Genomic DNA, 24,767 nt, shown 5'->3' on the forward strand with positions numbered 1-24,767 from the left:
ACCTCGGCGCGGCACCCGCAGCACTTCAACCTCGAACCATCTTCTTCAAATTTGAACTAAATGGGTCTACGCTGGTCCCATGACCACCGCCCCGGAACGCATGCCCGCCCTCTACCTCAGCCACGGCGCCCCGCCCCTGGCCGACGACCCGGTCTGGCCGGGTCAGCTGGCCGCCTGGTCCGCGGACCTGCCGCGTCCGCGCGCGATCCTGATGGTCTCCGCCCACTGGGAGGAGGCGCCCCTCGCCCTGGGCGCCACCGAGACCGTCCCGCTCGTCTACGACTTCTGGGGCTTCCCCGAGCACTACTACCGGGTCCGGTACGACGCCCCGGGCGCCCCCGGGCTCGCGGAGGCCGTCCGGAAGCTGCTGCGGGCCCCGGGCGCCCCCGTACAGGACATCCCGGACCGGGGTCTCGACCACGGCGCGTACGTCCCGCTCGTCGAGATGTTCCCGGAGGCGGACGTCCCCGTGCTCCAGATCTCCCTGCCCACCCTCGACCCGCGCGCCCTCATGGAGATCGGCCGCAGGCTGGCCCCGCTCCGCGACGAGGGCGTCCTGATCGTCGGCAGCGGCTTCTTCACCCACAACCTGGCCGCCCTGCGCCACTCCGGACCCGGCGTGCCGGCCTGGTCGGCGGAGTTCGACAGCTGGGGTCACGAGGCGCTGGCCGCCGGGGACGTGGACGCGCTGCTGGACTTCGAGCACAAGTCCCCGTCCGGCCGCCTGGCCCACCCGCGCACGGAGCACTTCGCCCCGCTCTTCGTCACCCTCGGCGCGGCCGACGCCGCCGGCGACCTCACGGCCCGCCGCGACGTCATCGACGGCTTCTGGATGGGCCTGGCGAAGCGGTCCGTGCAGTTCGGCTGAGGGTCCCTAGCCGATCGCGTTCCGCGGCGGTCCCGTGATCGCCTCGTCGATCACGAAGCCTTTGGCGGGGCCCTCGGGGATGACCACCTCGCTGCCGTACTGGACCCGCAGCTCCCCGGTGTAGCGGGCCTCGCCCGGGATGGGCGAGGTCAGCACGCTGACGGTGCCGTGGCCGTCGTAGTCGTCGACCAGCACGTACACCGGGATGCCGGCCCGGGCGTAAGCGCGGCGCTTGCGGACCCGGTCCCGAGCCGTGCTGTCGTGGCCGGGAGGGACCACCTCGACGACGAGCGGAACGGCGGATGCATCGACTCCGAGACCGTCCTCCGTGACGTACTGTCCGTCGTCGTCCTCGGAAAGGACGAACACGTCCGGGATCCAGACCTTCCGGCCGTGGATCACGTTCACGTCCTGGCGCGCGGCGTACTCCGAACCCGCCAGGAACGCACTCAGTCTGTCGCGCAGACGGTTGACGATCCGGGAGTGCGAGTAGCGACCCGTGGGCGACACCTCGATGAACCCCTCGACGATCTCCGCGCGGTAGCCCTCGGGGAGTTCCATCGCCTTCCACGCCTGCCACAGGACCTCGTCCAGGTCCTGATGCGGCATCTTCGCTTCGGGAGCGTCGTGCTCGTGGGCGAGAGCGGTCATGGGGCGGCACCTCCTCCTCAAGTGTGGGCGTCGGTGGCCCGCTGCCACAAGCGACACCCGGACGGTAGGGGAGGGAGGCGGCATATGCCGGGGGAATGGTCCTGTGATCACCCGGACGGGTGGCGGTCCTCGGGTGGCGGGGCGATCCGGGGGTACACGCAGGCAACCAGGACGTGGCTCCGGCCGTCTTCAGGGGTGTGGGAGCAGGTACGGGCAGCGTCGCCCGAGGGGTGGATCCGCGCCGCACCTGATGTGACGGCTGTCTCATCGGAGCGGGGTCTCGGGTGTCCGCGGGGCCTCCGGCCCGACCGCCGCTCCCGGCCTGACCTGCGTCTCTTCGTGGTCAGGTGGCGTCCGGCCCCCGTGTGGGCGGGGCAGGATACTGCAAGATCTCGAAAATGGGGCGCGGCGTGGGAATTCTGTCCCGATTCCGGTCGTTGTCTCCTTCGGATGCAGGGCACTCGGGAGAGTGTCGAGGCACCCGGACAGAGCCGCACCAGCCACACCGCGACCGAACTCATCGCAAGGGAGCACGCATGGCAACCCGCGCCGTCGCCCGTCGCCAGTCCGACACGGCCAACACCGTTCGCGCCGTCAGCGGGGAGATCGCCGACCGCGACCTGGTCGGCATGTACCTGGACGAGATCGCGCGAACCCCGCTGCTCGACGCCGCCAGGGAAGTGGAGCTCTCCCAGATCATCGAGGCGGGCGTGTACGCCCGGCAGATCCTCGACGAGGAGGGGCAGGGCACCGGGAACACGGACGGCGGGGCCGCCGCCGGGGCATCCCGTGAGGAGCTCCAGGCGCTGGCCGATGCCGGCGAGCGGGCGAAGGAGGTCTTCATCCGGTCCAACCTCCGCCTGGTCGTCGCCGTCGCGCGCCGCTACCCGCGCAGCGGGCTGCCGCTGCTCGACCTGATCCAGGAGGGCAACGCGGGCCTGGTGCGGGCGGTGGAGAAGTTCGACTACACCAAGGGCTTCAAGTTCTCCACGTACGCGACCTGGTGGATCCGCCAGGCGATCACCCGCTCGATAGCGGACCAGTCCCGCACGATCCGCCTCCCCGTCCACCTGGTCGAGGAGCTGGGCCGCATCCGCCGCGTCCAGCGTGAGTTCAACCGCGAGAAGGGCCGCGACCCGGAGCACGCGGAGATCGCGGCCGAGCTGGGCTCCACCGAGCAGCGCGTGGGCGACGTTCTGGACTGGGCGCGTGACCCGGTCAGCCTGAACATGTCCGTCGACGACGAGGGCGACACCCAGTTCGGCGACCTGCTGGAGGACACCTCGGCGATCTCCCCGGAGCAGTCCGTGCTGGCACTGCTGCGCAGCGAGGAGCTGGAGGACCTCATCGGCAAGCTCGACCAGCGCACCGCGTCGATTATCAAGATGCGTTACGGCATCGACGACGGTCGGGAGCGTACCCTTACAGAAGTGGGCAAGCAGCACGGACTGACCCGCGAGCGGATCCGGCAGATCGAGAAGCACGCCCTGCTGGAGCTGAAGAAGATGGCCCGGGACACGGGCTTCGACGCCGCCGCCTAGAGCGGCCGGCGCCCCCCAGCCGCCCCGGCACCTATCCCCCCCAGGTGCCGGGGCTCTCCCGTTCCCGGACCCGGTGTCACCCCTCGCGCGCCCCCGTACCGGCCCCCGCCGCCAGCCGCGCCCCCAGCGCCCCCGCCGCCGCCACCAGCGCCTCCGGCGAATGGATCGTGAAGGGCAGGCCGGTCAGCGCGAGCCGGACCGCGACCCAGTCCAGCGTCTCCGAGGTCTCGAAGCGCAGCCGGGAGCCCGTGCCCGCAGGCCCCGGTTCCGGTACGCCCACCCAGGCCGGCGTCACCGCGGCCACCTCCTCGACCGTGGCCGCGAAGGAGACGTCCACCCGGTACGCGGGGGCCTGCCGCCCCCGTACCGCCTGGGCCACGAAGGCCAGCACGTCCCCCATCGGCAGCTCCCGCGGCGTGAACCGGGCCCCGGTCGCGAAGGGCTCGCTCACCCGGTCCACCCGGAAGGTCCGCCAGCCCGACCGGTCGAGGTCGTAGGCCGCCAGGTACCAGCGGCGCCCCGTCGACACCAGCCGATACGGCTCCACCAGGCGCTTCGAGGCCGCACCGTCCCCCGCCCGGTACGCGAACCGCAGCCGCTCCTGGGCGGTGGCCGCACCCGCGATCGCGGTCAGGGTGTGCGGATCGATGCTCGCCCCGTCGCCCCGGGTCAGCGGCACGGTCGCGGCCTGGAGGGTGCCGACCCGGTGCCGGAGCCGCGCCGGCAGCACCTGCTCCAACTTGGCCAGGGCCCGTACGGACGCCTCCTCGATGCCCTCGATGGCGTGCCCGGCCCCCGCCCGCAGCCCCACCGCGATCGCCACCGCCTCCTCGTCGTCGAGGACCAGCGGCGGCAGCGCGGCCCCGGCCACCAGCCGGTACCCGCCCTCCGCGCCCAGCGTGGCCTCGACCGGGTACCCCAGGGCCCGCAGCCGGTCCACGTCGCGGCGGATCGTCCGGGAGCTGACCCCGAGCCGCTCCGCGAGCTCGCGGCCGGGCCATTCGCGGGGGGTCTGCAACAGCGAGAGCAACGTCAGCAGGCGCGCGGGTGTATCGGTCATGGAATCCAGGTTCCCCGGGAAATAGGACACGATCTGTCCTACTCGCAGTCTACGGTTCCCCCATGAGCACCGAGATGAAGAAGACGCCCCAGGCGGGGGCGGAACCCGAGAACACAGCCGGCGACGCCGGCGACCGCCGGCGCTGGTTCGCGCTGGCCATCGTCATGACCGCGGCCTTCATGGACCTGGTCGACGTCACCATCGTCAACATCGCGCTGCCCAGCATGAAGACGGAGTTCGGCGCGTCCGACACCGCGATCCAGTGGATCACCGCGGGGTACGCCCTCGCCTTCGCCGCCGGTCTGATCACCGGCGGCCGTCTCGGTGACATCTACGGCCGCAAGCGGCTGTTCCTCGTCGGCATCGCGGGCTTCACCGCCGCCTCCGCGCTCTGCGGCTTCGCGGCCAGCCCCGAGATACTCGTCGCCTCCCGGATCCTCCAGGGAGGCATGGCGGCCCTGATGGTCCCGCAGGTGCTCGCGATCATCCACGTCACCTTCCCGCCGCACGAGCGCGGCAAGGTCTTCGGCATGTTCGGCGCGATCGTCGGCCTCGGCGCCGTCTCCGGCCCGATGCTCGGCGCGCTGCTCACCGAGTGGAACCTCTTCGGCCTCGAATGGCGCCCGATCTTCCTGATCAACCTGCCCGTCGGCATCGCCGGCCTGCTCCTGGGCTACCGCTTCATCACCGAGTCCAAGGCTCCCAAGGCGCTGCGCCTCGACCTGGTCGGCGTCGTGATGGTCACCCTCGGCCTGGTCATGCTGATCTACCCCCTCACCCACGGCCGCGAGGCGGACTGGCCGCTGTGGGGCTTCATCTCGATGGGCGCCACCCCCTTCGTCTTCGCCGCCTTCATCGCGTACGAGCGGCACAAGACCAGGAAGGACGGCTCCCCGCTGGTGGAGCTCTCCCTCTTCAGGATCAAGAGCTTTGCGGGCGGCATCGCGGTCCAGCTGACCTTCGGCATCGCGCTCGGCATCTTCTTCCTCTGCTGGACCCTCTACATGCAGATCGGCCTGGGCTGGACCCCGCTGCATGCCGGCGTCACCGGCATCCCCTTCTCCCTGGCCGTCTCCGTGGCCGCGGGCATCTCCGTGCAGAAGCTGGTCCCGCGGTTCGGCCGCAAGGTGCTCCAGGCGGGCGCGCTGATCATGGCCATCGGCGTCCTGATCTACATCTGGGAGGCCAACCGCTACGGCCTCGCCATCCACTCCTGGCAGATGGCCCTCCCGCTGGTCGTCATGGGGCTGGGCATGGGCCTGATCGTCGCCCCGCTGACGGACGCCGTCCTCGCCGACGTGCCGCGTGAGCACGCCGGCTCCGCCTCCGGCCTGATCAACACCATGGGCCAGGTGGGCAACGCGCTCGGCCTCGCCCTGGTCTCGGTGGTCTTCTTCACCGTCATCGACGACAAGCTGCCCGAGGTCGGCCCGGGCACGGCGTTCGTCGAGGGTTACCAGACCGCCCTCTGGTACGTGCTGGGCGTCCTGGCCCTGATCTTCGCCGTGATGTTCCTGCTGCCGCCGCGGCAGAAGCAGGGCGTCGGCCACGAGGCCGAGGCCGGCGCGCTCGAAGCCGGCACCGAGGAGGCCGCCGGCACGGAAGAGGCCGCCGGCACCGGCGAGCCGGTGAAGGTCGCCGCCGGCTGAGCGTGACGCCGGCCCGGCCGGCTGCGCACGCCCCACGGACATACCCGCCCCGCCGCGGGCGGGTATGTCCGTTTCGTCTGTTCTGTGCCCTGCGTGCGGGTAGTCTGGCCTCGAATCCACACATTCGGGCATCGAACGGACTCGAAACCCCCATGTACGCTCCGGAGCGCCGGCAGGAGATCCTCCGCCTCGCCCGTGCGGCGGGCCGGGTGGACGTGCTCTCCCTGGCCGAGGAGTTCCAGGTCACCGCCGAGACCGTACGCCGCGACCTCAAGGCCCTCGACCGGGCCGGCCTCGTCCGCCGCGTCCACGGGGGCGCCATCCCCGCCGGACGCCTCGACTTCGAGCCCGACCTCGCCGAGCGCGAGGCCACCGCCGCCGACGAGAAGGACCGCATCGCCCGCGCGGCCCTCGCCGAACTCCCCGACGGGGGGAGCGTCATCCTCGACGCCGGCTCCACCACCGCCAGGCTGGCCGCCGCCATCCCCGTCGACTCCGCGTTCACCGTGGTCACCCACGCCCTGCCGGTCGCCGCCCGCCTCGCCGCCCACACCGGCATCGACCTCCACCTGGTCGGCGGCCGCGTGCGCCGGCGCACGCGGGCCGCCGTCGACGCCTGGGCCCTGCGCGCGTACGCCGAGATCCGTGCCGACGTCGCCTTCCTCGCCACCAACGGCTTCAGCGCAGAACGGGGCCTGACCACACCCGACCTCGCCGAGGCCGCCGTCAAGACCGCCGCGCTGCACGCCGCCCGCCGCGTGGTCCTCCTCGCCGACTCCGCCAAGGCCGGCCAGGAGCACTTCGCCCGCTTCGGCGGCTTCGCGGACGTCGACCTGCTCATCACCGACGCGGGCCTGGACCCCGCCCAACAGGCGGCCATCGAGGCCGCCGGTACGGAAGTCGCACTCGTATGATCCTGACCGTCACGCCCAACCCCTCCCTGGACCGCACCTACGAGGTCGCGGCCCTGGAACGCGGTGCCGTGCTGCGCGCCACCGCCGACCGGGTCGACCCCGGGGGCAAGGGCGTCAACGTCTCCCGCGCCGTCGCCGCCGCCGGCGGCCGGACCGTCGCCGTCCTCCCGCTCGGCGGGCCGCCCGGCACCCTCATCGCCGAACTCCTCGGCGGCCAGGGCATCGACGTGACGGCCGTGGCCATCGCCGGCCAGACCCGCTCCAACATCTCCGTGGCCGAGCCCGACGGCACCCTCACCAAGATCAACGCGGCCGGTCCCTCGCTCACCGGCGCCGAGGCCGACCTCCTCCTCGGCACCGTCCGGCACCAGGCCACCGACGCCGACTGGATCGCATGCTGCGGCAGCCTGCCGGGCGGCCTGCCCGTCGGGTGGTACGCCGACCTGGCCGCCCGCGCCCACGAGGCCGGCGCCCGCGTCGCCCTCGACACCGCGGGCCCCGCCCTGCTCGCCGCCCTCCCGGCCCGCCCGGAGGTGGTCAAGCCGAACGCCCACGAGCTCGCCGAGGCCACCGGCCGGCAGCTCATCACGGTCGGCGACGCCGTCGCCGCCGCCCGCGAACTCCGCGACCGCGGCGCCGCGGCCGTCCTGGCGAGCCTCGGCGCCGACGGGCAACTGCTGCTGGAGGCGGGCGGCACGTACTACGGCACCGCCGGCGTCACCGCGGTCCGCAGCGACGTCGGGGCCGGCGACGCCGCCCTGGCCGGCTTCCTGCTCGCCGGCGGCCGTGGCCCCGAGGCCCTCGCCTCGGCCCTCGCGCACGGTGCGGCGGCGGTCCGGCTGCCCGGCAGCGCGATGCCCACGCCCGCGGACCTGGACCCCGCGGCGGTCACCGTCACCACCGAACTCCCCCTGGACCGCCCCCTGTCGAAGCCTGCCTGACGAACCGCCGGGCCGGACCCGCCGCCGGGCCGGACCGCGGCAGCCGGCCCCTCAGCGCACCCGGGCCCGCAGCTCCATCGCCCCCCGGGCCGCCTGCTCGCTCGTGTACACCTCGCACATGTGCCGCCCGTCGGGCGTGGCCGTGTGCTCGACCTCCCACAGGCTGAACTCCGTGCCGTCCAGCAGCACGAACGCGTGCTCGTACAGCGTGAACCCCGCGTCCCGGCCGTCCGCCAGGCACTGCCGGCTCCCGAACGCCTGGGTGATCTGGTGCGCGTACGCCGAGGCCAGCAGCCGCCCCACCGCCGGACCCGGCCGGTCCGGGTTCTCCGCGCGCCGCAGCACCCGGCGCGCGTGGTCCGCGGACTCGTCCACGGCGTACATCCGACGCTGCCGCGGCAGGCCGGGCCGGGCGAACAGCGCCCCGAGCACCGCGAGGTCGTCCTCCGCGTCGTCCGGCGCGTCCGGGGCCTCCGCCACCGCCGTCGCCACGTCGAACTGCTCGCCGAACAGGCGGTTCGTGGCCAGGCAGAGCTCCGCCCTGCTCGCGAACACCTCGTGCTCGGTCCGGCTCGTGCCCGGTGCGCGGTACGCCAGCTCCCACAGGCACACCGCCTCGCCGTCGGACAGGAGGTAGGTGTGCCGGAAGGTCTCGCGGTGCAGCCCGGTCACCGAGCTGTGGTGCGAGGAGTACAGGGCCGAGCTGTGGGCGAGCGCCGTGCCGAGGCGCTCGACCAGCTGGTCGGGCAGGTCGTAGGAGTTGAGGGCGCGGCCGAGGAGTCGCTCGAGGTGCGCCTCGGTTGTCTCGTACGGATCGCTCAAGGTGGGTCTCCAGGCCGTCGCAGCTTGTCACTTCACGGACGCTCAACGTAGCCCCTGGGTCTGACATCGCGCCCGGGTTATGGAAAGACGTACGGCATCCGCGGCAGGTTCCCGGGGGTCGGCCCGATCCGTACCCCGCCACCCGCGCCACCGCCGGGGCCCGGACGGGCCCCCGGACCCCGGCTGCCGGGGCGGCAGGTCAGTACAGGTCGCGGTACGAAGGGAACACGCCCCCGGGGCCGTCCACGCCCTCCGCGTGCACCACCGCCCGCACCACCGCCCGCGTCACCGCGTCCGCGCCGGCCGCCAGCACGGCGTTGAACTCGTCCACGCCCGGCACCTCGCGCCCGCCCGCCGACAGCGCGAAGACCGTGTCCCCGTCGTGCATCAGGTGGACCGGCCGCACCGCACGCGCCAGCCCGTCGTGCGAGGTGCCCGCCAGCTTCCGCGCCTGCGCCTTGGTCAGCGCCGCGTCCGTGCCGACCACGGCCAGGGTGGTGTTCAGCTGCGGCCGTACGTAGCCGGCCGCGCGCTCCGCGGTCGCCGCCTCCGCCGCCGCCAGCCGTTCCAGTGCCGCCTCGTGCACGGGGTCCGCCGGGTACGCGATCCTGCCCTCCAGCATCCGCCCGTACAGCACCCCGGTGAGCGGGTCCACGACCGAGCCCGCCGCGTTCACGACCACCAGCGCCCCCACGGTCACCCCGGAGTCCAGCCGTACGCTCGCCGTGCCCACCCCGCCCCTGAGGCCGCCGGCCACCGCGCCGGTCCCCGCGCCCACCGAGCCCTGCGCCACCGGTGAGCCGGGCTCCGACGCGGCCGCGGCCTCCACCGCCGCCCGCCCCACCGCGGCGTCCGGCCGGGCCCGCCAGTCGCCGCCGCGCCCGAGGTCGAAGAGCGCGGCGGCCGGCACGACCGGCACCACCTGCGAGGGGTCGGGCCCGACCCGGACCCCGCGGCCGCGTTCCTCCAGCCAGGCCATCACCCCCGACACGGCGTCGAGTCCGTACGCGCTCCCGCCGGTCAGTACCACCGCGTCGACCCGGGAGACCAGGTTGAGCGGGTCCAGCGCGTCGGTCTCCTTGGTGCCGGGGCCGCCCCCGCGCACGTCCACCGCGGCCACGGCGCCGCCCTCGGGCGCGAGCACCACGGTGGTGCCCGTCAGGGCGCCGTCCCCGGCCAGCCGCGCGTGCCCCACCCGCAGCCCGGTCACATCGGTCAGAGCGTCTACTCGGTCCATGCGTCATCAGTACCAGTTCTCGTCAACTTGCGTACCAGGACGCGACGTTAGCCCATGTCTGTCCGGGAATGCGGGAGTATGGCGGGCATGGCAACGAACGTAGTGGGCGACTCCATCCCCCGTCAGCAGGGGCGGTCGCACGGTCAACGAGAGTCCGAAGGGGCCGGTTCCGAGCGGGGCACGGCCTGGCTGCTGGCGATCACGGGCGCGGCCGGCCTGCTGGCCTCCTGGGTGATCACGCTGGACAAGTTCCTCCTCCTGGAGGACCCGAACTTCACTCCGGGGTGCAGCCTCAACCCGGTGGTCTCCTGCGGCAGCGTCATGAAGAGCGACCAGGCCGCCGTGTTCGGCTTCCCCAACCCCATGCTGGGCCTGGTGGCCTACGGGGTCGTGGTCTGCGTGGGCGCGGGCCTGTTGGCCGGGGCCCGGTACCGCGGCTGGTTCTGGCTCGGCCTCAACGCCGGCCAGCTGTTCGGCGTCGCCTTCTGCTCCTGGCTGATGTTCCAGTCCCTGTACCGGATCAACGCGCTGTGCCTGTGGTGCTGCCTGGCCTGGGTCGCGACGCTCCTGATGTTCTGGGCCACCACCGCACGCAACGTGCGGGCCGGGGTGCTGCCGGCGCCGGCCCCGGTGCGGGCGGCCGCGGCGGAGTTCGCGTGGCTGCCGCCGGTGCTGCACGTCGGGGTGATCGGGATGCTGGTGCTGACCCGCTGGTGGGAGTTCTGGACGAGCTGACGGCGTACGGGCCCGGTCTCCCGCACCGGGCCCGTACTCCCGCGCGGTGCGGGGCCGTTCACCACGAGACCCCCGGCAGCTGGAGGCTGCCGGGGGTCTCGTCGGGTCTCGTCACATCGCTCCACGGGCGTCAGCCCGGACGGAAGGTGGAGCGGGGTCAGCTGCCGACGGCACCGTTGCCGGAGAGCGCCGAGATGTCGTCCAGGATGTGCGAGAGCGGCTCGTCGCCCTTCGCCTGGGTGGAGTTCTCGGCGCACTGCTGGGTCTGCGGCGCGGACAGGACCGGGATGTCCTGGACGCCGACGTTGACCAGGGCGAGGATCGACTGGGCGTTGACCTTGGCCGGAACGCCGATGCAGGGCTTGTTGAGGGTGCCCTGGACCAGGCCGAGCTGCGGGCTCATGTCGCCGTGGGTCTTCTGGTTGCCGTAGACCTGCGAGGCGCCGTTGCCGTTGAAGGTGGTGGTGCCGTTGTCGTTGCCGATGGCCAGGGCCTGCGGAGCCAGGGCGGCGCCCGTGCCGATCACGGAGGCGGTGACCGCGGCAGTGGCCATAATCTTCTTGAGCATGGGATTGGTCCTTTTGTCGCACGAGTGCCCGCTAATGGAGCGTCCTGGTCAACTGCCCCTCCTGGGGGTTGGTTCCGCTGCTTCACTCAAACGGCCCGCGGGCGTTGCGCGGTGTGGACGCTGATCCCACGGTGGACGAGGGGGGTTGTCCCCGGTCTTCGCACCCCACCGAAGGAAGTTCCATGCATCCCAAGAAGGCGCCCCGCGTCCTCGTCCCGGCCGCGCTGAGCGCCGCCCTGCTGTTCGGCGCGGCCGCCCCCGCGAGCGCTCTGGTCCGTGACGACGACGCGGAGCTGCGGCAGCGCGTCGCCGCCGTCCAGTCCGTGCGCGAGGAGGTCGAGGACCGGGCCGCCGCCGCACAGGCGGGCCCGCTCGACGACCTGCTCGCGGGTCTGTCCGCCACCCTCAACAGCCTGCTCGGCTCGCTGACCGGCATGCTGGGCGGCATCAAGCTGCCGCCCATCGAGCTGCCCAAGCTGCCGCCGCTCGAACTGCCGAAGCTCCCGCCGATCGAGCTGCCCGTCGAACTCCCCAAGCTCCCGCCCGTCGAGCTCCCGCTGGAGCCGCCGAAGCTCCCGCTGGAGCCCCCGGCCGTACCGCTGGAACCTCCGGCCGTACCGCTGGAGCCCCCGGCGGCGGCGCCCGTCCAACTGCCTGCGGTGCCCGACCTCAAGCTCCCGTGAGCTGACTATTGGGCTGAACAGGGTGAGTTTCCCTCCTGGCCGTGTCGTCCTGGCCGGTGCGCCGTTCCCCTCGTTGTGAGCCCCGGATCGGGGCAGATCATCGAACAGAAGGTGCACTTCCCATGAACTCTGCCAAGAAGGCCGCCCTGGTCCTGGCCACCGCCGGTCTCGCCGCGGGCGCGGCCGCCGGCTCCGCCGTCGCCGACTCCTCGGCGGAGGGCGCCGCGGTGGGCTCCCCCGGCGTTCTGTCCGGCAACCTGGTCCAGGTTCCGGTGCACGTCCCGGTCAACGTCTGCGGCAACACCGTGAACGTGATCGCCGCGCTGAACCCGGCGTTCGGCAACCACTGCGTCAACGACTGACGCCCGCGACGCGTTCTCCGTGGCGCCCCCGGCTCGGGCCGGGGGCGCCACGCGCGTTTTCCGGGGCGACGGGGGTGCTCCGGAAGGCGCGCGGGGGAGTGCGGGGCGTGCGGGCGTGCGGGGGGGGAGCCGCGTACGTGGTTGCGTACGCATGCGAAGACCGCCCGCGCCGCGGGAGTCGGCGGCACGGGCGGTGCGGGCGGTGCGGAGGGGCGGCGCGAACGTCGGCCGGCTCAACCGTGGTTGATGTTCAGACCGCCGAGCAGCTGGGGCGCGACCGGGGCGGTCTCGGTCGCGGTGGTCAGGGTCCCCAGGACCTCGTTGGGGGCGTTGTTGCGGAGGCGGTTGACGCCTTCGGCCCCCTCGACGGCGGAGTGCAGCACGGATCCCTGCTCCTCCAGCGCGTTCTCGAGGTGCAGCGGGAGGTTCTCCGACAGCGGGGCGGTCGCGGCGACCGCGTCCATCGCCCCGCCGTTCAGGCTCATCGGCTGCATGTCGTCGGCGGCGAACGCGGGGGTGACGGCACCGAGTGCGGCCACGGAACCGGCGACGACAGCGGCGACCTTCGAGAACTTCATTTGGGATCCCTTTCTCCAGCGGCGACCGTCGCGCCACTTCCGTCATGCACAACGATTCCTCGCGGCTGCGGAAACTCCGCGTCCACCGCTTTCTTGCCCGGCCGCTCGGACAAGTGATCGGCCGGAGAATCCTGACGGATTCTCCGGCCGATATTTATTCACCTTTTTCGATTACCGGCAAAGCTGCGGCCGAATGCCCGGTCAGGCGATTCGGGAGCGCCGGTACAGGACGGCCCCGCCGAGCAGCAGCCCCGCGCTGAGGGCGGCCGCGGGGAGGGTCGCTCCGGTCGCTCCGGTCGCCGCGAGGACGGGGACCTGGCGGGCGGGCGCCGCCGGGACGGACTCGGTGGCCGGAGCGGGAGCCGGCGCCGCCTCGTGGGGTGCGGGTGCCGGGGTCAGGTCGACCGGGCGGTCCTCCTCGGGCGCCGAGGGGGGCTGGTCGGCCCGGGGGACGTCCACGGCCGGGGCGGGAGCCGGAACCTCGGCGACGGGGGCGGGCGCCGCCGGGGCCGCGGGGACGGGCGCGGGCGCCGGCGCGGGCGCCGGTGCCGCCGGAGGGACGACGACCGGCGCCGGGGCGGGGACCTCCTCCTGGTGGCCGCGGCGGGGACGCGGCTCGGGGACCTCGACCGGGGCGGGGGCCGGCAGCGGCTTCGCCTCGTGGACCGGCTCGGGCTTGTGGTCGGGCTTCGGCTCCGGCTTCGGTGCGGGCTCGGCCTCCGGACGGGGCTCGGGCTTCGCCTCCGGCGCGGGGGCCGGCGGCATGACCGGCGGAGGGGCGGGGACGGCCTGCTCGGGGACGGTCTCCGGGACGGGAGCCGGCTTGGGCTGAGGCTTCGGCTCGGGCTGCGCGGGCCTCGGGGGCGCCTGGTGCGCGGGCGGGGTGCCGTGCTCCTCGTCGCACTCCTCCTCGGGGGCGCCGTACCCGGGCCCGTGCTCGTGCCCGTGGCCGGCCTGGGGGGCCGGGGCGGGCTTGCGGTGCTTGCCCGTGCCAGGGCCGGGCCGGTGGTCCTCGCGGCCCGGACCTGCCCCGGGCCGCGCGTGCTGCGGCTCGGGCCGCTCGGGCGCGGGGCGGAGGTAGCGCTCGTAGTCGCGCGCCTCCGGCTCCAGGTACCGCTCGTAGTCGTACCCGCCCCCGTACGAGCCGCCGTAGTGGTGGTGCTCGTGGGAGGCGCCGGTCTCGCAGTGGTTGCCCATCGAGGGGTTGAGCGCCGAGGCGGCGTCCGCCGAGTTGCCGCAGAGGTTCGGGCTGACGGTCAGCGGTACCGAGACGCTGTTGCCGGACAGTACGCCCGGGGAGTGCGAGGCCTCGGCGCTCGCGCCCGGGTGCGCGTAGGCGGCGCCGGCGCCTAGGGACAGCAGGCTCGACGCCGCCGCGGCGGTGAGTACGCCCTTGCTCAGTACTTGTCGGCTCAGTACCTGTCGCATGGGTCCTTCCCTGTCTACCGGCGCTCGCCGCCGGTGCGGTGTAAGTCAAGGTGGCCCCGGAGTGCACCGCCGTGCACTCCGGGGCCACCCCGAGGAGGTTTGCCCTGGCGGGCGAGGACGCTTCGCGCGTCAGTCGTTGACGCAGACGTTGCCGAACGCGGGGTTCAGCAGGCCGACCAGGTTGGCCGAGTTGCCGCAGACGTTGACCGGGATGTTGATCGGCACCTGGACGTTGTTGCCGGAGCCGACGCCGGGGGAGCCGACGGCCTTGCCGTAGGCCTCGGAGTCGGCCATGGCGGGGGTGGCGGCACCGGCGGCGATCAGGACGCCCGCGGTGACGGCGAAAGCCTTCGTGTACTTCATTTTCGATCCTTCCCGCAGAAGTGTTCCGCCGCATGCACGACCCTCGTGCTGCGTGCCCAGTTTTCTGTTCTTCAACACCGCTGCGAGTTGAGTAACGAGTCGCCATGGGAAAGGAAACCGAAAATTCGGGAGCCGCTCTTCCGATTTCACTCCGTTGCCGTCGGGCAAACTCGGAGACCGGAATTCGCCGCGTATTTCAGGCCGCTTTGCGGATCGATTTCCGCCGCACAGACGACGAGGCCGCCGCGACCCGAAGGTGCGGCGGCCCCGTGGCACTGGGCGGTCCCGACTAGCTGTTGACCGCGCCGTTGCCGGAGAGCGCCGAGATGTCGTCCAGGATGTGCGAGAGCGGCTCGTCGCCCTTCGCCTGGGTGGAGTTCTCGACGCACTGCTGGGTCTGCGGGGCGGACAGGATCGGGATGTCCTGGACACCGACGTTGACCAGCGCGACGAGGGACTGGACGTTGCCCTTGACCGGCAGGGCCACGCAGGGCTTGTTGAGCGAGCCCTGGATCAGCGCCATCTGCGGGCTCATGTTCCCGTAGGTGGCCTGGTTGCCGTAGACCTGGGAGGCGTGGTTGCCGTTCACGGTGCTGACGCCGTTGTCGTTGCCGATCGCCATCGCCTGCGGGGCCATCGCCGCGCCGGCGCCCACGACCGAAGCCGCGACCGCTGCCGTGGCCATCATCTTCTTGATCACTGTCATCCCTTTTCTGAGGATTGCCCGGTACAGGAGCATCCGGATCAACGGCCCTTCCCAGGTTTGGGTTGCGAGCCTTCACCCGAACGGGCCCCTGGGGGTCCTATGCGTTGATGCAGGTGTTGCCGAAGGCCGGGTTCAGCAGGGCGACCAGGTTCGCCGTGTTGCCGCACAGGTTGACCGGGACGTGGACCGGGACCTGGACCAGGTTCCCGGAGAGGACGCCCGGGGACTCGGCGGCGTAGCCGGCCGCGGAGGCGCCGCTGCCGTCCTGGCCGTGGGCGGCGGCGATGCCCGCGCCGCCCATCAGCACGGCAGCACCCGCGACCGCCGTCGTGGTGGTGCGGATCAGCGTCTTCTTCATCTCGGATTTCCCTTTCTGTTCGAATGTGGTGCACCCGCATAACGAGCGCCGGACGGCAAGGGTGCGCACCTTCGCCCAAAAGGCCGTACGAGCGAGTCCGACGTGATTTCCAGCTGGGTTTCTGACAAAGTGCACTCCTGTTTTGACGCCTTGATCGGAAATGGGAGACCTGGTCATGCCGGAGGCTTCGAAGTCGACTGGGCGCAAGGCCTTCCGCGCCCTTGGCGTGCTGTCCGGCCTGGGGCTTTCGATGTCCCTTCCCGCCGCCGGAGCCTCCTCGGCCGTCAGGGAATTGCCGGAGATTCCTTTCACCCAGCGTTACCAGGCCGTCCAGCACGGCGGGTTCGCACGGGCGTCCAACTCCGGCATCAGCTGCGAGAAGCGGGCCGATGCCGAGGCGCAGCCGTGCGGGGACGTCAAGCGCGGTGCGGCGGGGGTGAACGGTGACTTCGAGATGCTCTACAGCGACCTCGACCGGGACCCGAACACGTACAACTCGACCCGGGCCGAGCTGGTGGTGCCGAAGGGGGCCCGGATCACGTACGCCCGGCTCTACTGGGGCGGGAACCTGAGGGTCGGCGAGCAGAAGCCTCCGGAGGACAACGGCCGCGTGCTGGTGGCCGAGCCGGGCGGCTCGTACAAGGACGTGCTGGCGGACACCCGGATCGCGCACCGCGACGCCGACGGCAGCGACGCCTACCAGGCCTCCGCGGACATCACCCCGCTCGTCCGGAAGTTCGGCGGGGGGATGTGGACGGTGGCGCAGCTGAACATCGCCAAGGGGCACTCGGACGTGGGTGCCTGGGGCGGCTGGACGCTCGTGGCGGCGTACGAGAAGCCGGACGAGCCGCTGCGCCAGCTGTCCCTGTGGGACGGCTTCGCGGCCCTGCGGGGTGCCGAGGACGCGGACGCCGACGGGGCCCGGGACACCGGGCGGACGGTCGAGCTGACCGGGTTCGAGGTGCCGGCCCGTGGGGCCGGGCGGGCCGGGGTGGTCGGGTACGACGGGGACCGCGGGGCGCTCGGCGACTCACTGACCGTGACCGCGGACAGCGGGCGGAGGATGAACCTCAGCGACGCCGAAAACCCCTTCAATGATGTGATGAATTCTACGATCACAGAATTCGGCCGTCCCTCTTCCAGGCGACAGCCCGAACATATGAATAATCTCGGATATGACGCGGACGTGTTCGATCTCGGCCCCGTGCTGTCCGAAGGTGCCCGAAGCCTGAAGTTCAGGTTCGAGGCGGAAAACCAGGGTCATTTCCTCGGCGTGCTCTTCGTACAGGCAGACGCGCGCCGCTGAAACGTACGGAGATCACTCCACGTGCAGTCAGACACCGCGACCGCCGACACCGCGCCGACGGTCCTCCACCTCGTCCAGCCCGTGGAGGGCGGAGTGGCCCGGGTCGTCGCCGACCTGGTCCGCGCCCAGATCCGGGGCGGCCTGCGGAGCATCGTCGCCTGTCCGCCCGGCGGGACGCTCCCCGACGCCGCGCGCGAGGCGGGCGCCGAGGTCCTCACCTGGCGCGCCGGCCGGGCCCCCGGCCCCGCCCTCGCCTCCGAGTCCCTCGCGGCCGCCCGGCTGGTCGGCCGGGTACGGCCCGACCTGCTGCACGCGCACAGCGCCAAGGCGGGACTGGCCGGGCGGCTGGCCGTACGCGGCTCCGTGCCCACCCTCTTCCAGCCGCACGCCTGGTCCTTCGACGCCGTCGGTGGCACCACCGCCGCCCTCGCGCTGCGCTGGGAGCGGCTCGCCGCCCGCTGGGCCGACCGGGTGCTCTGCGTCAGCGAGGCCGAACGGCGGGCCGGGGAGTCGGCCGGCATCGCCGCCCGTTGGGCCGTGATCCGCAACGGCGTGGACCTCGAACACTTCAGCCCGCGCGAGGGCGAGGACCAGGCGTCCGCCCGCGCCGGGCTGCCCCTGCTCTCCCGGTCCGCGCCCCAGGGCCCACTCGTGGTCTGCGTCGGCCGGCTGTGCCAGCAGAAGGGCCAGGACCTGCTGCTCAAGGCCTGGCCGGAGGTCACCGCGACCGCCGCCACCGCCCGCCTGGTGCTCGTGGGCGACGGCCCCGACGCACCCCGGCTGCGCCATTCGGCCCCCTCCGGGGTCCTCTTCGCGGGGGCGGCCGCCGACATCAGGCCGTGGCTTCGGGCCGCCGATCTCGTTGTATTGCCGTCGCGCTGGGAGGGCATGGCGCTCGCCCCGCTCGAAGCAATGGCCTGCGGCCGGCCGGTCGTGGTGTCCGACGTCAGCGGTGCCCGAGAGAGCCTGCCGCCCGGGCAGGCGCCCCTGTGCCTGGTACCGCCGGAGGACCCGACGGCGCTGGCCAAGGCGCTGGGCCGGCTGCTCTCGGAACCGGAGCTGCTCGACGAACTGGGGCGACAGGCCCAGGAACACGCGCGTACGGAGTTCGACGTGCGGCGGACCACGGCCGCGGTCACCGGCCTGTACCACGAACTGCTGGGCCTGCCCCGGCCCTCGAACCAGGAGCGCAACAGCCGATGACGATGGACAGCGCACACGCGCCACACACCGGGCGGAAGGGCGCCGGGACCACGGCCGTCCGCCGCTCGGTGACCTCCATCCACCCGCCCCGCGGGCCCAAGGCGGACCAGGCCCGGCCCGCCGTACGGCCCCAGCGGCACCGCCGCCACGAGGGCGTCGGCCCGCTGCTCACCGCCGACGCGGTCGCCGCGCTCGTCACCGCGGGCGCCCTGCCCGGCCTCGACTGGCCGCGCGAGGCGGCCGCCCCGATCGCCGTCGCGCTGGCCGCGCTGCACGCGCAGGCCGGGCTCTACCGGCCCCGGCTGTCGCCCTCCGCCCTGCTCGAACTGCCCGCGCTGCTCGGCCGTTCGCTCGCCGTCTGGTGCGGCGCGGCCGCCGTCGCCGCGGCGATCGACCCCGGCCGGGCCCTGGGCTGGGGCCCGCTCGCCGCCGCCGTGTGCCTTCAGGTCGTACTGACGTGCGCGGGACGCGGGTTCGTCCACCAGCTGCGCCGCCGGTCCGCCGTACGCCGTCCCCGCTCCGCCCTCGTCGTGGGGCCCGCCGCCGGAGCCCGCCAGGTGGCCGCCGCGCTGCACGGACGCCGCGAGTACGGGCTCCGGCCGGTCGGCCTCGCCGACCCCAGCCAGGAGCCCGACCCCGCGGGCACCCTCGCCCTGCCCGTGCTCGCCACCCACGAGGACGTCCGCAGGGCCGTGATCCAGAACTCCGTCCGGCACGCCGTCTTCACCCGTCCGCCGGAGGCCGACGAGCGCACCGCCGCCCTGGTCCGGCTCTTCCGCGACCACGGCTGCCGGCTCTGGCTCGCCGACCCCGCCGGCACCGCCCAGGTCACCGGCATGCGCGTCGCCGAGCCCCACGACCACCTGTGGGGCTTCTCCGTGCAGCCGCTGCTGCCGCGCCCCGCCCGCCCCGTCGAGCGGGCCGTCAAACGCCTGATCGACGGCGTGCTCGCCGCCGTGGCGCTGGTCTTCGCCGCGCCCCTGATGGGCCTGTGCGCCCTCGCCGTACGCCTCTCCGACGGCCCCGGCGTGATCTTCCGCCAGGAGCGCGTGGGGCTGTACGGGCGGCCCTTCACCCTGCTGAAGTTCCGCACCCTGCGCCCCGCCGACGAGCACGAGTCCGCCACCCGCTGGACCGTCGCCAACGACAACCGGATGAGCAGGGTCGGCAGCCTGTTGCGCAAGTCCTCGCTCGACGAGCTGCCGCAGCTGTGGAACGTGGTCCGCGGTGACATGAGCCTGGTCGGCCCCCGCCCCGAACGCCCCTTCTTCGTAGCGAAGTTCAGCACCGTTCACCCCGGCTACGAGGCCCGCCACCGGATGCCGGTCGGCATCACCGGGCTCGCCCAGATCAACGGTCTGCGCGGGGACACGTCCATCGAGGACCGGGCCCGCTTCGACAACCACTACATCGACACCTGGTCGCTCTGGCAGGACCTGTGGATCCTCGCCCGCACCGCCGCCTCCTTCTTCCGCTTCAGGCTGGGGGGAAGCTGACATGAGCGGCGCCGCCCTCCCGCCCGGCCTCCTCGCCGGCGGAAGTCCCCACCCCCCGCAGGGGCTGCCCGAACTGCTGCGGCGCCACTGGCCGCTGCTGCCGCTCGCCGCGACCGTGCTGCTGCTGGTCGTGCCGCTGCCGGCCGGTGACGCCACCGCCTCCGGCAAGGTCACCCCGGCCGACGCGGCCTCGCTGCTGCTCGTCTTCTGCTGCGCCGTGCAGGCCCTGCGGGGCGAGGTGCGGCGGCTGAGCCCGTTGGGCGCCCTGCTGCTCGGCATGCCGGCCGTCGGCCTCGCCGCCGCCACGGTCACCGCCGGGGACCCGTACGCGGCGCTGCCCGGCTTCGTGCGCTACCTCCAGGTCTTCGTGCTCGTACCGGGCGCGATCGTGCTGCTCGTGCGGGACGCCCGGGAGTTCCGGCTGGCCGCGGGGTGCTTCGTGGTGCTGGCGCTGGTGCAGGGCGCGGTGGGGGTGGTGCAGTACGCGACCCACACCGGCGCCTCGTACCAGGGCGAGGACATCAGGGCCGTGGGCACCTTCGGTCCCGGCGACGTGATGGGCATGGCCACCGTGGTCGCGTACGGGCTGGTGATCGCGGCGGCGCTGGCGCTGGCCCCGGGCACCCCGCGCAGGCTGCGCGGGCCCGCGGCGGTGAGCGCCCTCGCGCTGGTGGTGCCGCTGGTGCTGTCCTTCAGCCGGGGCGCGTGGATCGCGACCGCGGGCGCGCTCGCGGTGGTGATGCTGCTGGCCGGGGTGCGGCGGGCGCTCAGGACGCTGTCGGCCCTGGCCGCGGCCGGGGTGGTGCTGGTGGGCGGCTTCGGCGTCGGCTCCGAGATGATGGCCGAGCGGCTGACCAGCATCACCCAGGTGAGTTCGGCGCCGGACCAGTCGGTGACGGACCGGTACACGATGTGGGCCGCCGCCACGTCCATGTGGCAGGAGCGGCCCGCCGCCGGAGTGGGGCTCAAGGGCTTCCCGGCGCACCGCGACGGCCACTCCTCGCTGGGGCTGTCCTCGGGCAGCGACACCGCGGGCGCGGGCCAGGCGTACCTGCGCCAGCCCCTGCTGTCCCCGCACAACATGTACCTGCTGGTGCTGAGCGAGCAGGGGCTCATCGGACTGACCGCGCTGGCCGGCGGCTGGACGGTGCTCCTGGTGGCGGGGCTGCGCCGGGCGCTCCGGCCGGATCCCGCGTCCCGCCCGGTGCGGGACTGCGGCCTGGCGGCGGTGGGCCTCCTGGTGTGGCAGCTGACGGACTTCCTGTACGCCGACATCGGCGGCCCGTCCACCGTGCTGACCGGCGTGATCATCGGCCTCGCGGCCTGGTGGGCCCTCGGCTCCGCCGCGGCCGGCGGCACCGGCGCGGGCGGCAGGGACACCTCCGCCGCGCGCGTCCCCGCACCCGCACGCGAAGGCGCGGCGGTCGCGTGACGGAAACCGCGGCGCCGCTCCCCGGGGCCCTGCCTCCGGAGCTCCCCCCTGCCTACGGCCCGGGAACCCCCGGCGCACCGACCGCCGCACGCCCCTCTCCGGCGGGCGCGGGAGGCACCGGACTGCCCTCTTCGCTGCCCGCCAACACCCGTACGGCGACCGGAAGTTCGGCCGCCGCGGGGGGTTTCGGCGCGGACGGCCGAGGGACGCTTCCCGGGGGCGCGGGGCCCGGTGGGGGACCGCCCGGGACCGAGCGGGGGACCGACGTGCAGGGGGAGCCGCCCGGCGGGGCACGGCTGGGAGGATTCCTCGCCAAGGCCGCCGCCGTGACCGCCGGACTGACCGTGGCCGGCGCGGTGTTCGGGCTGCTGCGCGACCAGACCATCGCGCACCTCTTCGGCGCCGGCCACGACAGCGACGCCTTCCTCATCGCGTGGACCGTCCCCGAGATGGCCTCCACGCTGTTGATCGAGGACGCCATGGCCCTGCTCATGGTGCCCGCGTTCAGCCATGCGCTGGCCCGTCGGTCGGCCGCCCGGGCCGGGCTCACCCGCCGGGAGGCGCGCGCCCAGGACCCCGTACGGCTGCTGGTCGGCGCCACGCTGCCGCGGCTGGCCGTCACGCTGGCCGCCGTGGCTGCCGTACTGCTGGTCGCCGCGCCCCTCGTCGTCGGGCTGCTCGCGCCGGGCCTGCCCGACCCGGACCTCGCCGTCCAGTGCACCCGGCTGACCGGCCTGACCGTGCTGACCTTCGGCATCGCCGGGTACTTCAGTGCCGGGCTGCGGGCCCACCGGTCCTTCCTGCCGCCGGCCGCGATCTACGTCGCGTACAACGTCGGCATCATCGGCACGATGCTGGCCCTGCACGCCACCCTCGGCGTCCGGGCGGCCGCGGCCGGGGTCGCGGTCGGCGGGCTGCTGATGGTCGCCGTCCAACTCCCCGCGTTCGTACGCCACGTGGGCTTCGGCAACCCCCGCCCGGGCCGCGCCCACCGGGCGCTGCGGGAGCGCGACCGGCCCACCCTGCTGGCCTTGGGCACCCTCGCGCCGGTCATCTTCTTCGCCGTGTCCCGGCAGTCGCAGGTGCTGGTCGAGCGGTTCCTCGCCGCCTCCCTGCCGCCCGGCGCCATCTCGCACCTCAACTACGCGCAGAAGGTCGCGCAGATGCCGATGGTGCTCTCCCTGATGATCTGCACCGTCACCTTCCCCGTCGTCGCCCAGGCCATGGCCGGCGGCGAGCGGGAGAAGGCCAGGCGGCGCGTCGAGCAGGACCTCGCGCTGGCCTCCCTGGCCGTGCTGACGGGCACCGCGCTCGTCATCGGGTACGCGCCCCAGATCATCCAGGTGCTCTTCGAGCGCGGGGCGTTCACCCACGAGGACACCCTCGCCACGGCCACCGTGATGCGCGTCTACGGCGTCGGGCTGCTGGGCCACTGCCTGGTCGGGGCGCTCAGCCGGCCGTTCTTCTCCACCGCCAGACCGATGTGGTTCCCGGCCGCCGCGATGGCCGCGGGACTCGGGGTGAACGTCGTGGCGGGGGCCTTCGCCGTGGGCTGGTGGGGCACGTACGGCATCGCCGCGGCCAACGCGGCGGGCATCTCCGCCACCGCGGCCCTGCTGCTGTACGGCATCGGCTCGCGCGTGATCGCCATCCAGGTCCGCCGGGTGGCGGTCAGCCTCGGCCGGCTGTCCGTCGCCGCCGCCGCGGCCTGCTTCACCGGCTGGCTGGCCGGGCCGATGATCCCCAACCCGCTGCTCAGCGCCGCCCTCGGCTGCGTGCTGGTGCCGGCCATGTTCATCGCCGCCGGGATGGCCATACGGGCCCTCGACGTCAACGCCCTGCCCGCCACGATCACCCAGAGGTTCCGTCATGTCCGCTGACACGGCGACACCCAGCGCCTCGCGCCCCGCGCCGCGCCCCCGCGCGAAGCACGCACCCAGGACCCCCTGGGTGCTGATGTACCACTCGATCGCCGAGTTCACCGACCCGGCCGAGGACCCGTACGGGATCACCGTCACGCCCACCGCCCTGGAGGAGCAGCTGCTGTGGCTGCGCTCGCGGGGGCTGCGCGGGGTCTCCGTCGCCGAGCTGCGGGCCGCCCGCGCGGCCGGGCATGGCGCCGGGCTGGTCGGACTGACCTTCGACGACGGGTACACGGACTTCCTCAGCGGGGCGCTGCCGCTGCTGCGCCGGTACGACTGCACGGCGACCGTCTACGTGCTGCCCGGCCGGCTCGGCACCGACAACGTCTGGGACCCGCTGGGCCCGCGCAAGCCGCTGCTCACCGCCGAGGACGTGCGCCGGATCGCCGCGGCGGGCCAGGAGATCGGCTCGCACGGACTCCTCCACCAGGACCTCACCGCCGCCCCGGACGACGTGCTGGAGCAGGAGCTGAGCGGCAGCCGCGAGGCGCTCCGCCGGATCACCGGCACCGCCCCCGCGGGGTTCTGCTACCCGTACGGGAACGTCGACCGCCGGGTCGTCGATGCGGCCCGGGCCGCCGGGTACGCGTACGCCGTGGCCATCGACCCGGGCCGGCTGGGCGGCGCGTACGCGATGCCCCGCACCCACGTCAGCCAGGCCGACGGCGCCGCCCGGCTCCGCGTCAAGTGGCTCCGCCACCGCGCCAGGTACCTGCTGGGAGCCGCCTCGTGAAGGCCCTGCACATCATCACCGGCCTCGGGGTCGGCGGCGCGGAGCAGCAGCTGCGGCTGCTGCTGCGGCACCTGCCGGTGCGCTGCGACGTGCTCACCCTGACCAACGACGGGCCGGTGGCCGAGGGGCTGCGCGCGGACGGCGTCCGGGTGGTGCACCTCGGCATGACCGGCAACCGCGACCTGCGGGCCCTGCCGCGGCTGGTGCGGTTCATCCGCCGGGGCCGGTACGACCTCGTGCACACCCACCTGTACCGGGCGTGCGTGTACGGGCGTCTTGCGGCCCGCCTCGCGGGGGTGGGCGCCACCGTCGCGACCGAGCACTCCCTGGGCGAAGCGGAGATCGAGGGCCGGCCGCTGAGCGGCGGGGTGCGCGCGCTGTACCTGGCGAGCGAGCGGCTGGGCGGGGCGACCGTCGCCGTCTCCGACACGGTGGCCGCCCGGCTGCGCGGGTGGGGCGTGCCGGAGGCGCGGCTGCACGTGGTGCCCAACGGGATCGAGGCGGTGCGGTTCCGCTTCGACCCGGAGGCGCGGCGCACCGCCCGGGCCCGCACCGGACTGCCCGACGACGCCTTCGTGGTGGGCGGGGTCGGGCGGCTGGTGCCGGGCAAGCGGTTCGACGTCCTGGTGCGGGCCGTGGCCGCGCTGCCCGGGGTGCGGCTGGTGATCGCGGGGGAGGGGCCGGAGCGGGCCGCCCTGGGCGCTCTGGCCGCGGAGCTCGGCGCGGCCGACCGGGTGCACCTGCTCGGTGAGCGGGACCCGCTGGGCGACGGGCCGGACGGCCGTACGCCGGGGGTCCCGGCCCTGCTGTCTGCGATGGACGTGTTCGTCTCGCCCTCCCGCGAGGAGGCGTTCGGGCTGGCGGTGGTCGAGGCGCTGGCCGCCGGGCTGCCCGTGCTGCACGTGACCTGTCCGGCCATCGACGACCTGCCCGCCTCCCAGGCCCCGGGCGCCCGCCGCATCGGGCCCGGCGCGGACGAGCTGGTGTCGGCGCTGCGCGAGCACGTGGCGGCCGGCGCCCGGCGGCTGCCCGCGCCGCCCGTCGTGCACCGCTACGACATCGCGAACAGCGCCGAGGCACTGCTCCGGGTGTACGCGCAGGTGCTCGCACCCGTCCCGTTGCCGCCCGGCGCCCCCCGGGCCCCGTTCGTCCCGCAGTCCCCGTCCCCCTCGCAGACCTCCAAGACCTCACCGTCCTCGAAGAAGTGAGTA

25 protein-coding genes are annotated in these 24,767 nt (G+C 73.8%); 15 read left to right on the forward strand and 10 right to left on the reverse strand.

What is annotated here, in order from left to right; translation table 11 throughout:
- Positions 1-79 precede the first annotated feature (79 nt).
- Positions 80-868 carry a dioxygenase gene (locus ACIF6F_RS23360; RefSeq protein WP_399949602.1) on the forward strand — a complete coding sequence of 263 codons (789 nt, stop codon included), beginning with the start codon at positions 80-82 and terminating at the stop codon, positions 866-868.
- A gap of 6 nt (positions 869-874) precedes the next feature.
- Here ACIF6F_RS23360 and ACIF6F_RS23365 read toward each other — a convergent pair whose 3' ends face one another.
- Positions 875-1,519 (reverse strand): Uma2 family endonuclease, encoded by a 645-nt coding sequence (locus ACIF6F_RS23365; RefSeq protein WP_399949605.1) that lies wholly within the window; start codon positions 1,517-1,519, stop codon positions 875-877.
- A gap of 536 nt (positions 1,520-2,055) precedes the next feature.
- Here ACIF6F_RS23365 and ACIF6F_RS23370 point away from each other — a divergent pair.
- Entirely contained in the window at positions 2,056-3,060 is a 1,005-nt protein-coding gene (locus ACIF6F_RS23370; RefSeq protein ID WP_399949608.1) for an RNA polymerase sigma factor RpoD/SigA, read from the forward strand.
- A gap of 76 nt (positions 3,061-3,136) precedes the next feature.
- Here the strand turns inward: ACIF6F_RS23370 and ACIF6F_RS23375 are convergent, their stop codons facing one another.
- Positions 3,137-4,120 (reverse strand): helix-turn-helix transcriptional regulator, encoded by a 984-nt coding sequence (locus ACIF6F_RS23375; protein WP_399949611.1) that lies wholly within the window; start codon positions 4,118-4,120, stop codon positions 3,137-3,139.
- A gap of 74 nt (positions 4,121-4,194) precedes the next feature.
- Here ACIF6F_RS23375 and ACIF6F_RS23380 point away from each other — a divergent pair, with 74 nt between their 5' ends.
- From ACIF6F_RS23380 to pfkB, 3 genes are all read left to right on the forward strand, one after another.
- Positions 4,195-5,769: an MFS transporter gene (locus ACIF6F_RS23380; RefSeq protein WP_399950175.1), complete on the forward strand. Its 1,575-nt coding sequence runs from the start codon at positions 4,195-4,197 to the stop codon at positions 5,767-5,769.
- A 152-nt stretch (positions 5,770-5,921) separates the two neighbouring features.
- Positions 5,922-6,683 (forward strand): DeoR/GlpR family DNA-binding transcription regulator, encoded by a 762-nt coding sequence (locus ACIF6F_RS23385; RefSeq protein ID WP_399949613.1) that lies wholly within the window; start codon positions 5,922-5,924, stop codon positions 6,681-6,683.
- Entirely contained in the window at positions 6,680-7,624 is a 945-nt protein-coding gene (pfkB, locus tag ACIF6F_RS23390) for a 1-phosphofructokinase (RefSeq protein WP_399949616.1), read from the forward strand. The genes ACIF6F_RS23385 and pfkB overlap by 4 nt, the downstream gene beginning before the upstream one ends.
- 51 nt (positions 7,625-7,675) lie before the next feature.
- Here the strand turns inward: pfkB and ACIF6F_RS23395 are convergent, their stop codons facing one another.
- Both ACIF6F_RS23395 and ACIF6F_RS23400 read right to left on the reverse strand, forming a co-directional pair.
- The gene (locus ACIF6F_RS23395; RefSeq protein WP_399949619.1) at positions 7,676-8,446 is read right to left on the reverse strand and encodes a DUF6227 family protein; all 771 of its coding nucleotides are present in this window, start codon (positions 8,444-8,446) and stop codon (positions 7,676-7,678) included.
- 199 nt (positions 8,447-8,645) lie between these two features.
- A complete protein-coding gene (locus ACIF6F_RS23400; protein ID WP_399949622.1) occupies positions 8,646-9,683 on the reverse strand; it encodes a P1 family peptidase in 1,038 nt (345 codons plus the stop codon).
- 87 nt (positions 9,684-9,770) lie between these two features.
- Between ACIF6F_RS23400 and ACIF6F_RS23405 the strand changes: the two genes are divergently transcribed.
- On the forward strand, positions 9,771-10,418 hold the full coding sequence (locus ACIF6F_RS23405; protein WP_399949625.1) for a vitamin K epoxide reductase family protein: 648 nt from the start codon (positions 9,771-9,773) through the stop codon (positions 10,416-10,418).
- Between the two features lie 157 nt (positions 10,419-10,575).
- On the opposite strand, the gene ACIF6F_RS23410 is transcribed toward ACIF6F_RS23405, so the two are convergent.
- Complete coding sequence (locus ACIF6F_RS23410) at positions 10,576-10,986, reverse strand: rodlin (RefSeq protein WP_399949628.1); 411 nt, start codon at positions 10,984-10,986, stop codon at positions 10,576-10,578.
- A 182-nt stretch (positions 10,987-11,168) separates the two neighbouring features.
- On the opposite strand from ACIF6F_RS23410, the gene ACIF6F_RS23415 reads away from it, so the two are divergent.
- Together ACIF6F_RS23415 and ACIF6F_RS23420 are read left to right on the forward strand one after the other, a co-directional pair.
- The gene (locus tag ACIF6F_RS23415) at positions 11,169-11,669 is read left to right on the forward strand and encodes a hypothetical protein (protein WP_399949631.1); all 501 of its coding nucleotides are present in this window, start codon (positions 11,169-11,171) and stop codon (positions 11,667-11,669) included.
- Positions 11,670-11,791: 122 nt separating this feature from the next.
- Positions 11,792-12,031: a chaplin gene (locus tag ACIF6F_RS23420; RefSeq protein ID WP_399949634.1), complete on the forward strand. Its 240-nt coding sequence runs from the start codon at positions 11,792-11,794 to the stop codon at positions 12,029-12,031.
- 233 nt (positions 12,032-12,264) lie between these two features.
- On the opposite strand, the gene ACIF6F_RS23425 is transcribed toward ACIF6F_RS23420, so the two are convergent.
- The 5 genes from ACIF6F_RS23425 to ACIF6F_RS23445 all read right to left on the reverse strand — a co-directional run bounded on the left by ACIF6F_RS23425 (position 12,265) and on the right by ACIF6F_RS23445 (position 15,464).
- Positions 12,265-12,609 (reverse strand): hypothetical protein, encoded by a 345-nt coding sequence (locus ACIF6F_RS23425; RefSeq protein WP_399949637.1) that lies wholly within the window; start codon positions 12,607-12,609, stop codon positions 12,265-12,267.
- Positions 12,610-12,810: 201 nt separating this feature from the next.
- A complete protein-coding gene (locus ACIF6F_RS23430) occupies positions 12,811-14,037 on the reverse strand; it encodes a chaplin (protein WP_399949639.1) in 1,227 nt (408 codons plus the stop codon).
- Positions 14,038-14,166: 129 nt separating this feature from the next.
- Positions 14,167-14,400: a chaplin gene (locus ACIF6F_RS23435; protein WP_399949642.1), complete on the reverse strand. Its 234-nt coding sequence runs from the start codon at positions 14,398-14,400 to the stop codon at positions 14,167-14,169.
- Between the two features lie 289 nt (positions 14,401-14,689).
- The gene (locus ACIF6F_RS23440) at positions 14,690-15,100 is read right to left on the reverse strand and encodes a rodlin (RefSeq protein ID WP_399950178.1); all 411 of its coding nucleotides are present in this window, start codon (positions 15,098-15,100) and stop codon (positions 14,690-14,692) included.
- Between the two features lie 103 nt (positions 15,101-15,203).
- The gene (locus ACIF6F_RS23445) at positions 15,204-15,464 is read right to left on the reverse strand and encodes a chaplin (RefSeq protein ID WP_399949645.1); all 261 of its coding nucleotides are present in this window, start codon (positions 15,462-15,464) and stop codon (positions 15,204-15,206) included.
- A gap of 175 nt (positions 15,465-15,639) precedes the next feature.
- Between ACIF6F_RS23445 and ACIF6F_RS23450 the strand changes: the two genes are divergently transcribed.
- From ACIF6F_RS23450 to ACIF6F_RS23480, 7 genes are all read left to right on the forward strand, one after another.
- Positions 15,640-16,770: a DUF3344 domain-containing protein gene (locus tag ACIF6F_RS23450; protein WP_399949648.1), complete on the forward strand. Its 1,131-nt coding sequence runs from the start codon at positions 15,640-15,642 to the stop codon at positions 16,768-16,770.
- A gap of 21 nt (positions 16,771-16,791) precedes the next feature.
- Positions 16,792-17,973: a glycosyltransferase gene (locus ACIF6F_RS23455; protein WP_399949651.1), complete on the forward strand. Its 1,182-nt coding sequence runs from the start codon at positions 16,792-16,794 to the stop codon at positions 17,971-17,973.
- A complete protein-coding gene (locus ACIF6F_RS23460) occupies positions 17,970-19,469 on the forward strand; it encodes an exopolysaccharide biosynthesis polyprenyl glycosylphosphotransferase (RefSeq protein WP_399949654.1) in 1,500 nt (499 codons plus the stop codon). The genes ACIF6F_RS23455 and ACIF6F_RS23460 overlap by 4 nt, the downstream gene beginning before the upstream one ends.
- A gap of 1 nt (position 19,470) precedes the next feature.
- On the forward strand, positions 19,471-20,901 hold the full coding sequence (locus tag ACIF6F_RS23465; protein ID WP_399949657.1) for an O-antigen ligase family protein: 1,431 nt from the start codon (positions 19,471-19,473) through the stop codon (positions 20,899-20,901).
- 122 nt (positions 20,902-21,023) lie between these two features.
- Positions 21,024-22,781, forward strand: coding sequence for a murein biosynthesis integral membrane protein MurJ (gene murJ, locus ACIF6F_RS23470; protein ID WP_399950181.1), 1,758 nt, complete (start codon positions 21,024-21,026; stop codon positions 22,779-22,781).
- On the forward strand, positions 22,771-23,556 hold the full coding sequence (locus ACIF6F_RS23475) for a polysaccharide deacetylase family protein (RefSeq protein ID WP_399949660.1): 786 nt from the start codon (positions 22,771-22,773) through the stop codon (positions 23,554-23,556). The genes murJ and ACIF6F_RS23475 overlap by 11 nt, the downstream gene beginning before the upstream one ends.
- The gene (locus tag ACIF6F_RS23480) at positions 23,553-24,764 is read left to right on the forward strand and encodes a glycosyltransferase (RefSeq protein ID WP_399949662.1); all 1,212 of its coding nucleotides are present in this window, start codon (positions 23,553-23,555) and stop codon (positions 24,762-24,764) included. The genes ACIF6F_RS23475 and ACIF6F_RS23480 overlap by 4 nt, the downstream gene beginning before the upstream one ends.
- Positions 24,765-24,767 lie beyond the last annotated feature (3 nt).

This window comes from Streptomyces sp. NPDC086023 (assembly GCF_044540325.1).
GTDB lineage: Bacteria > Actinomycetota > Actinomycetes > Streptomycetales > Streptomycetaceae > Streptomyces.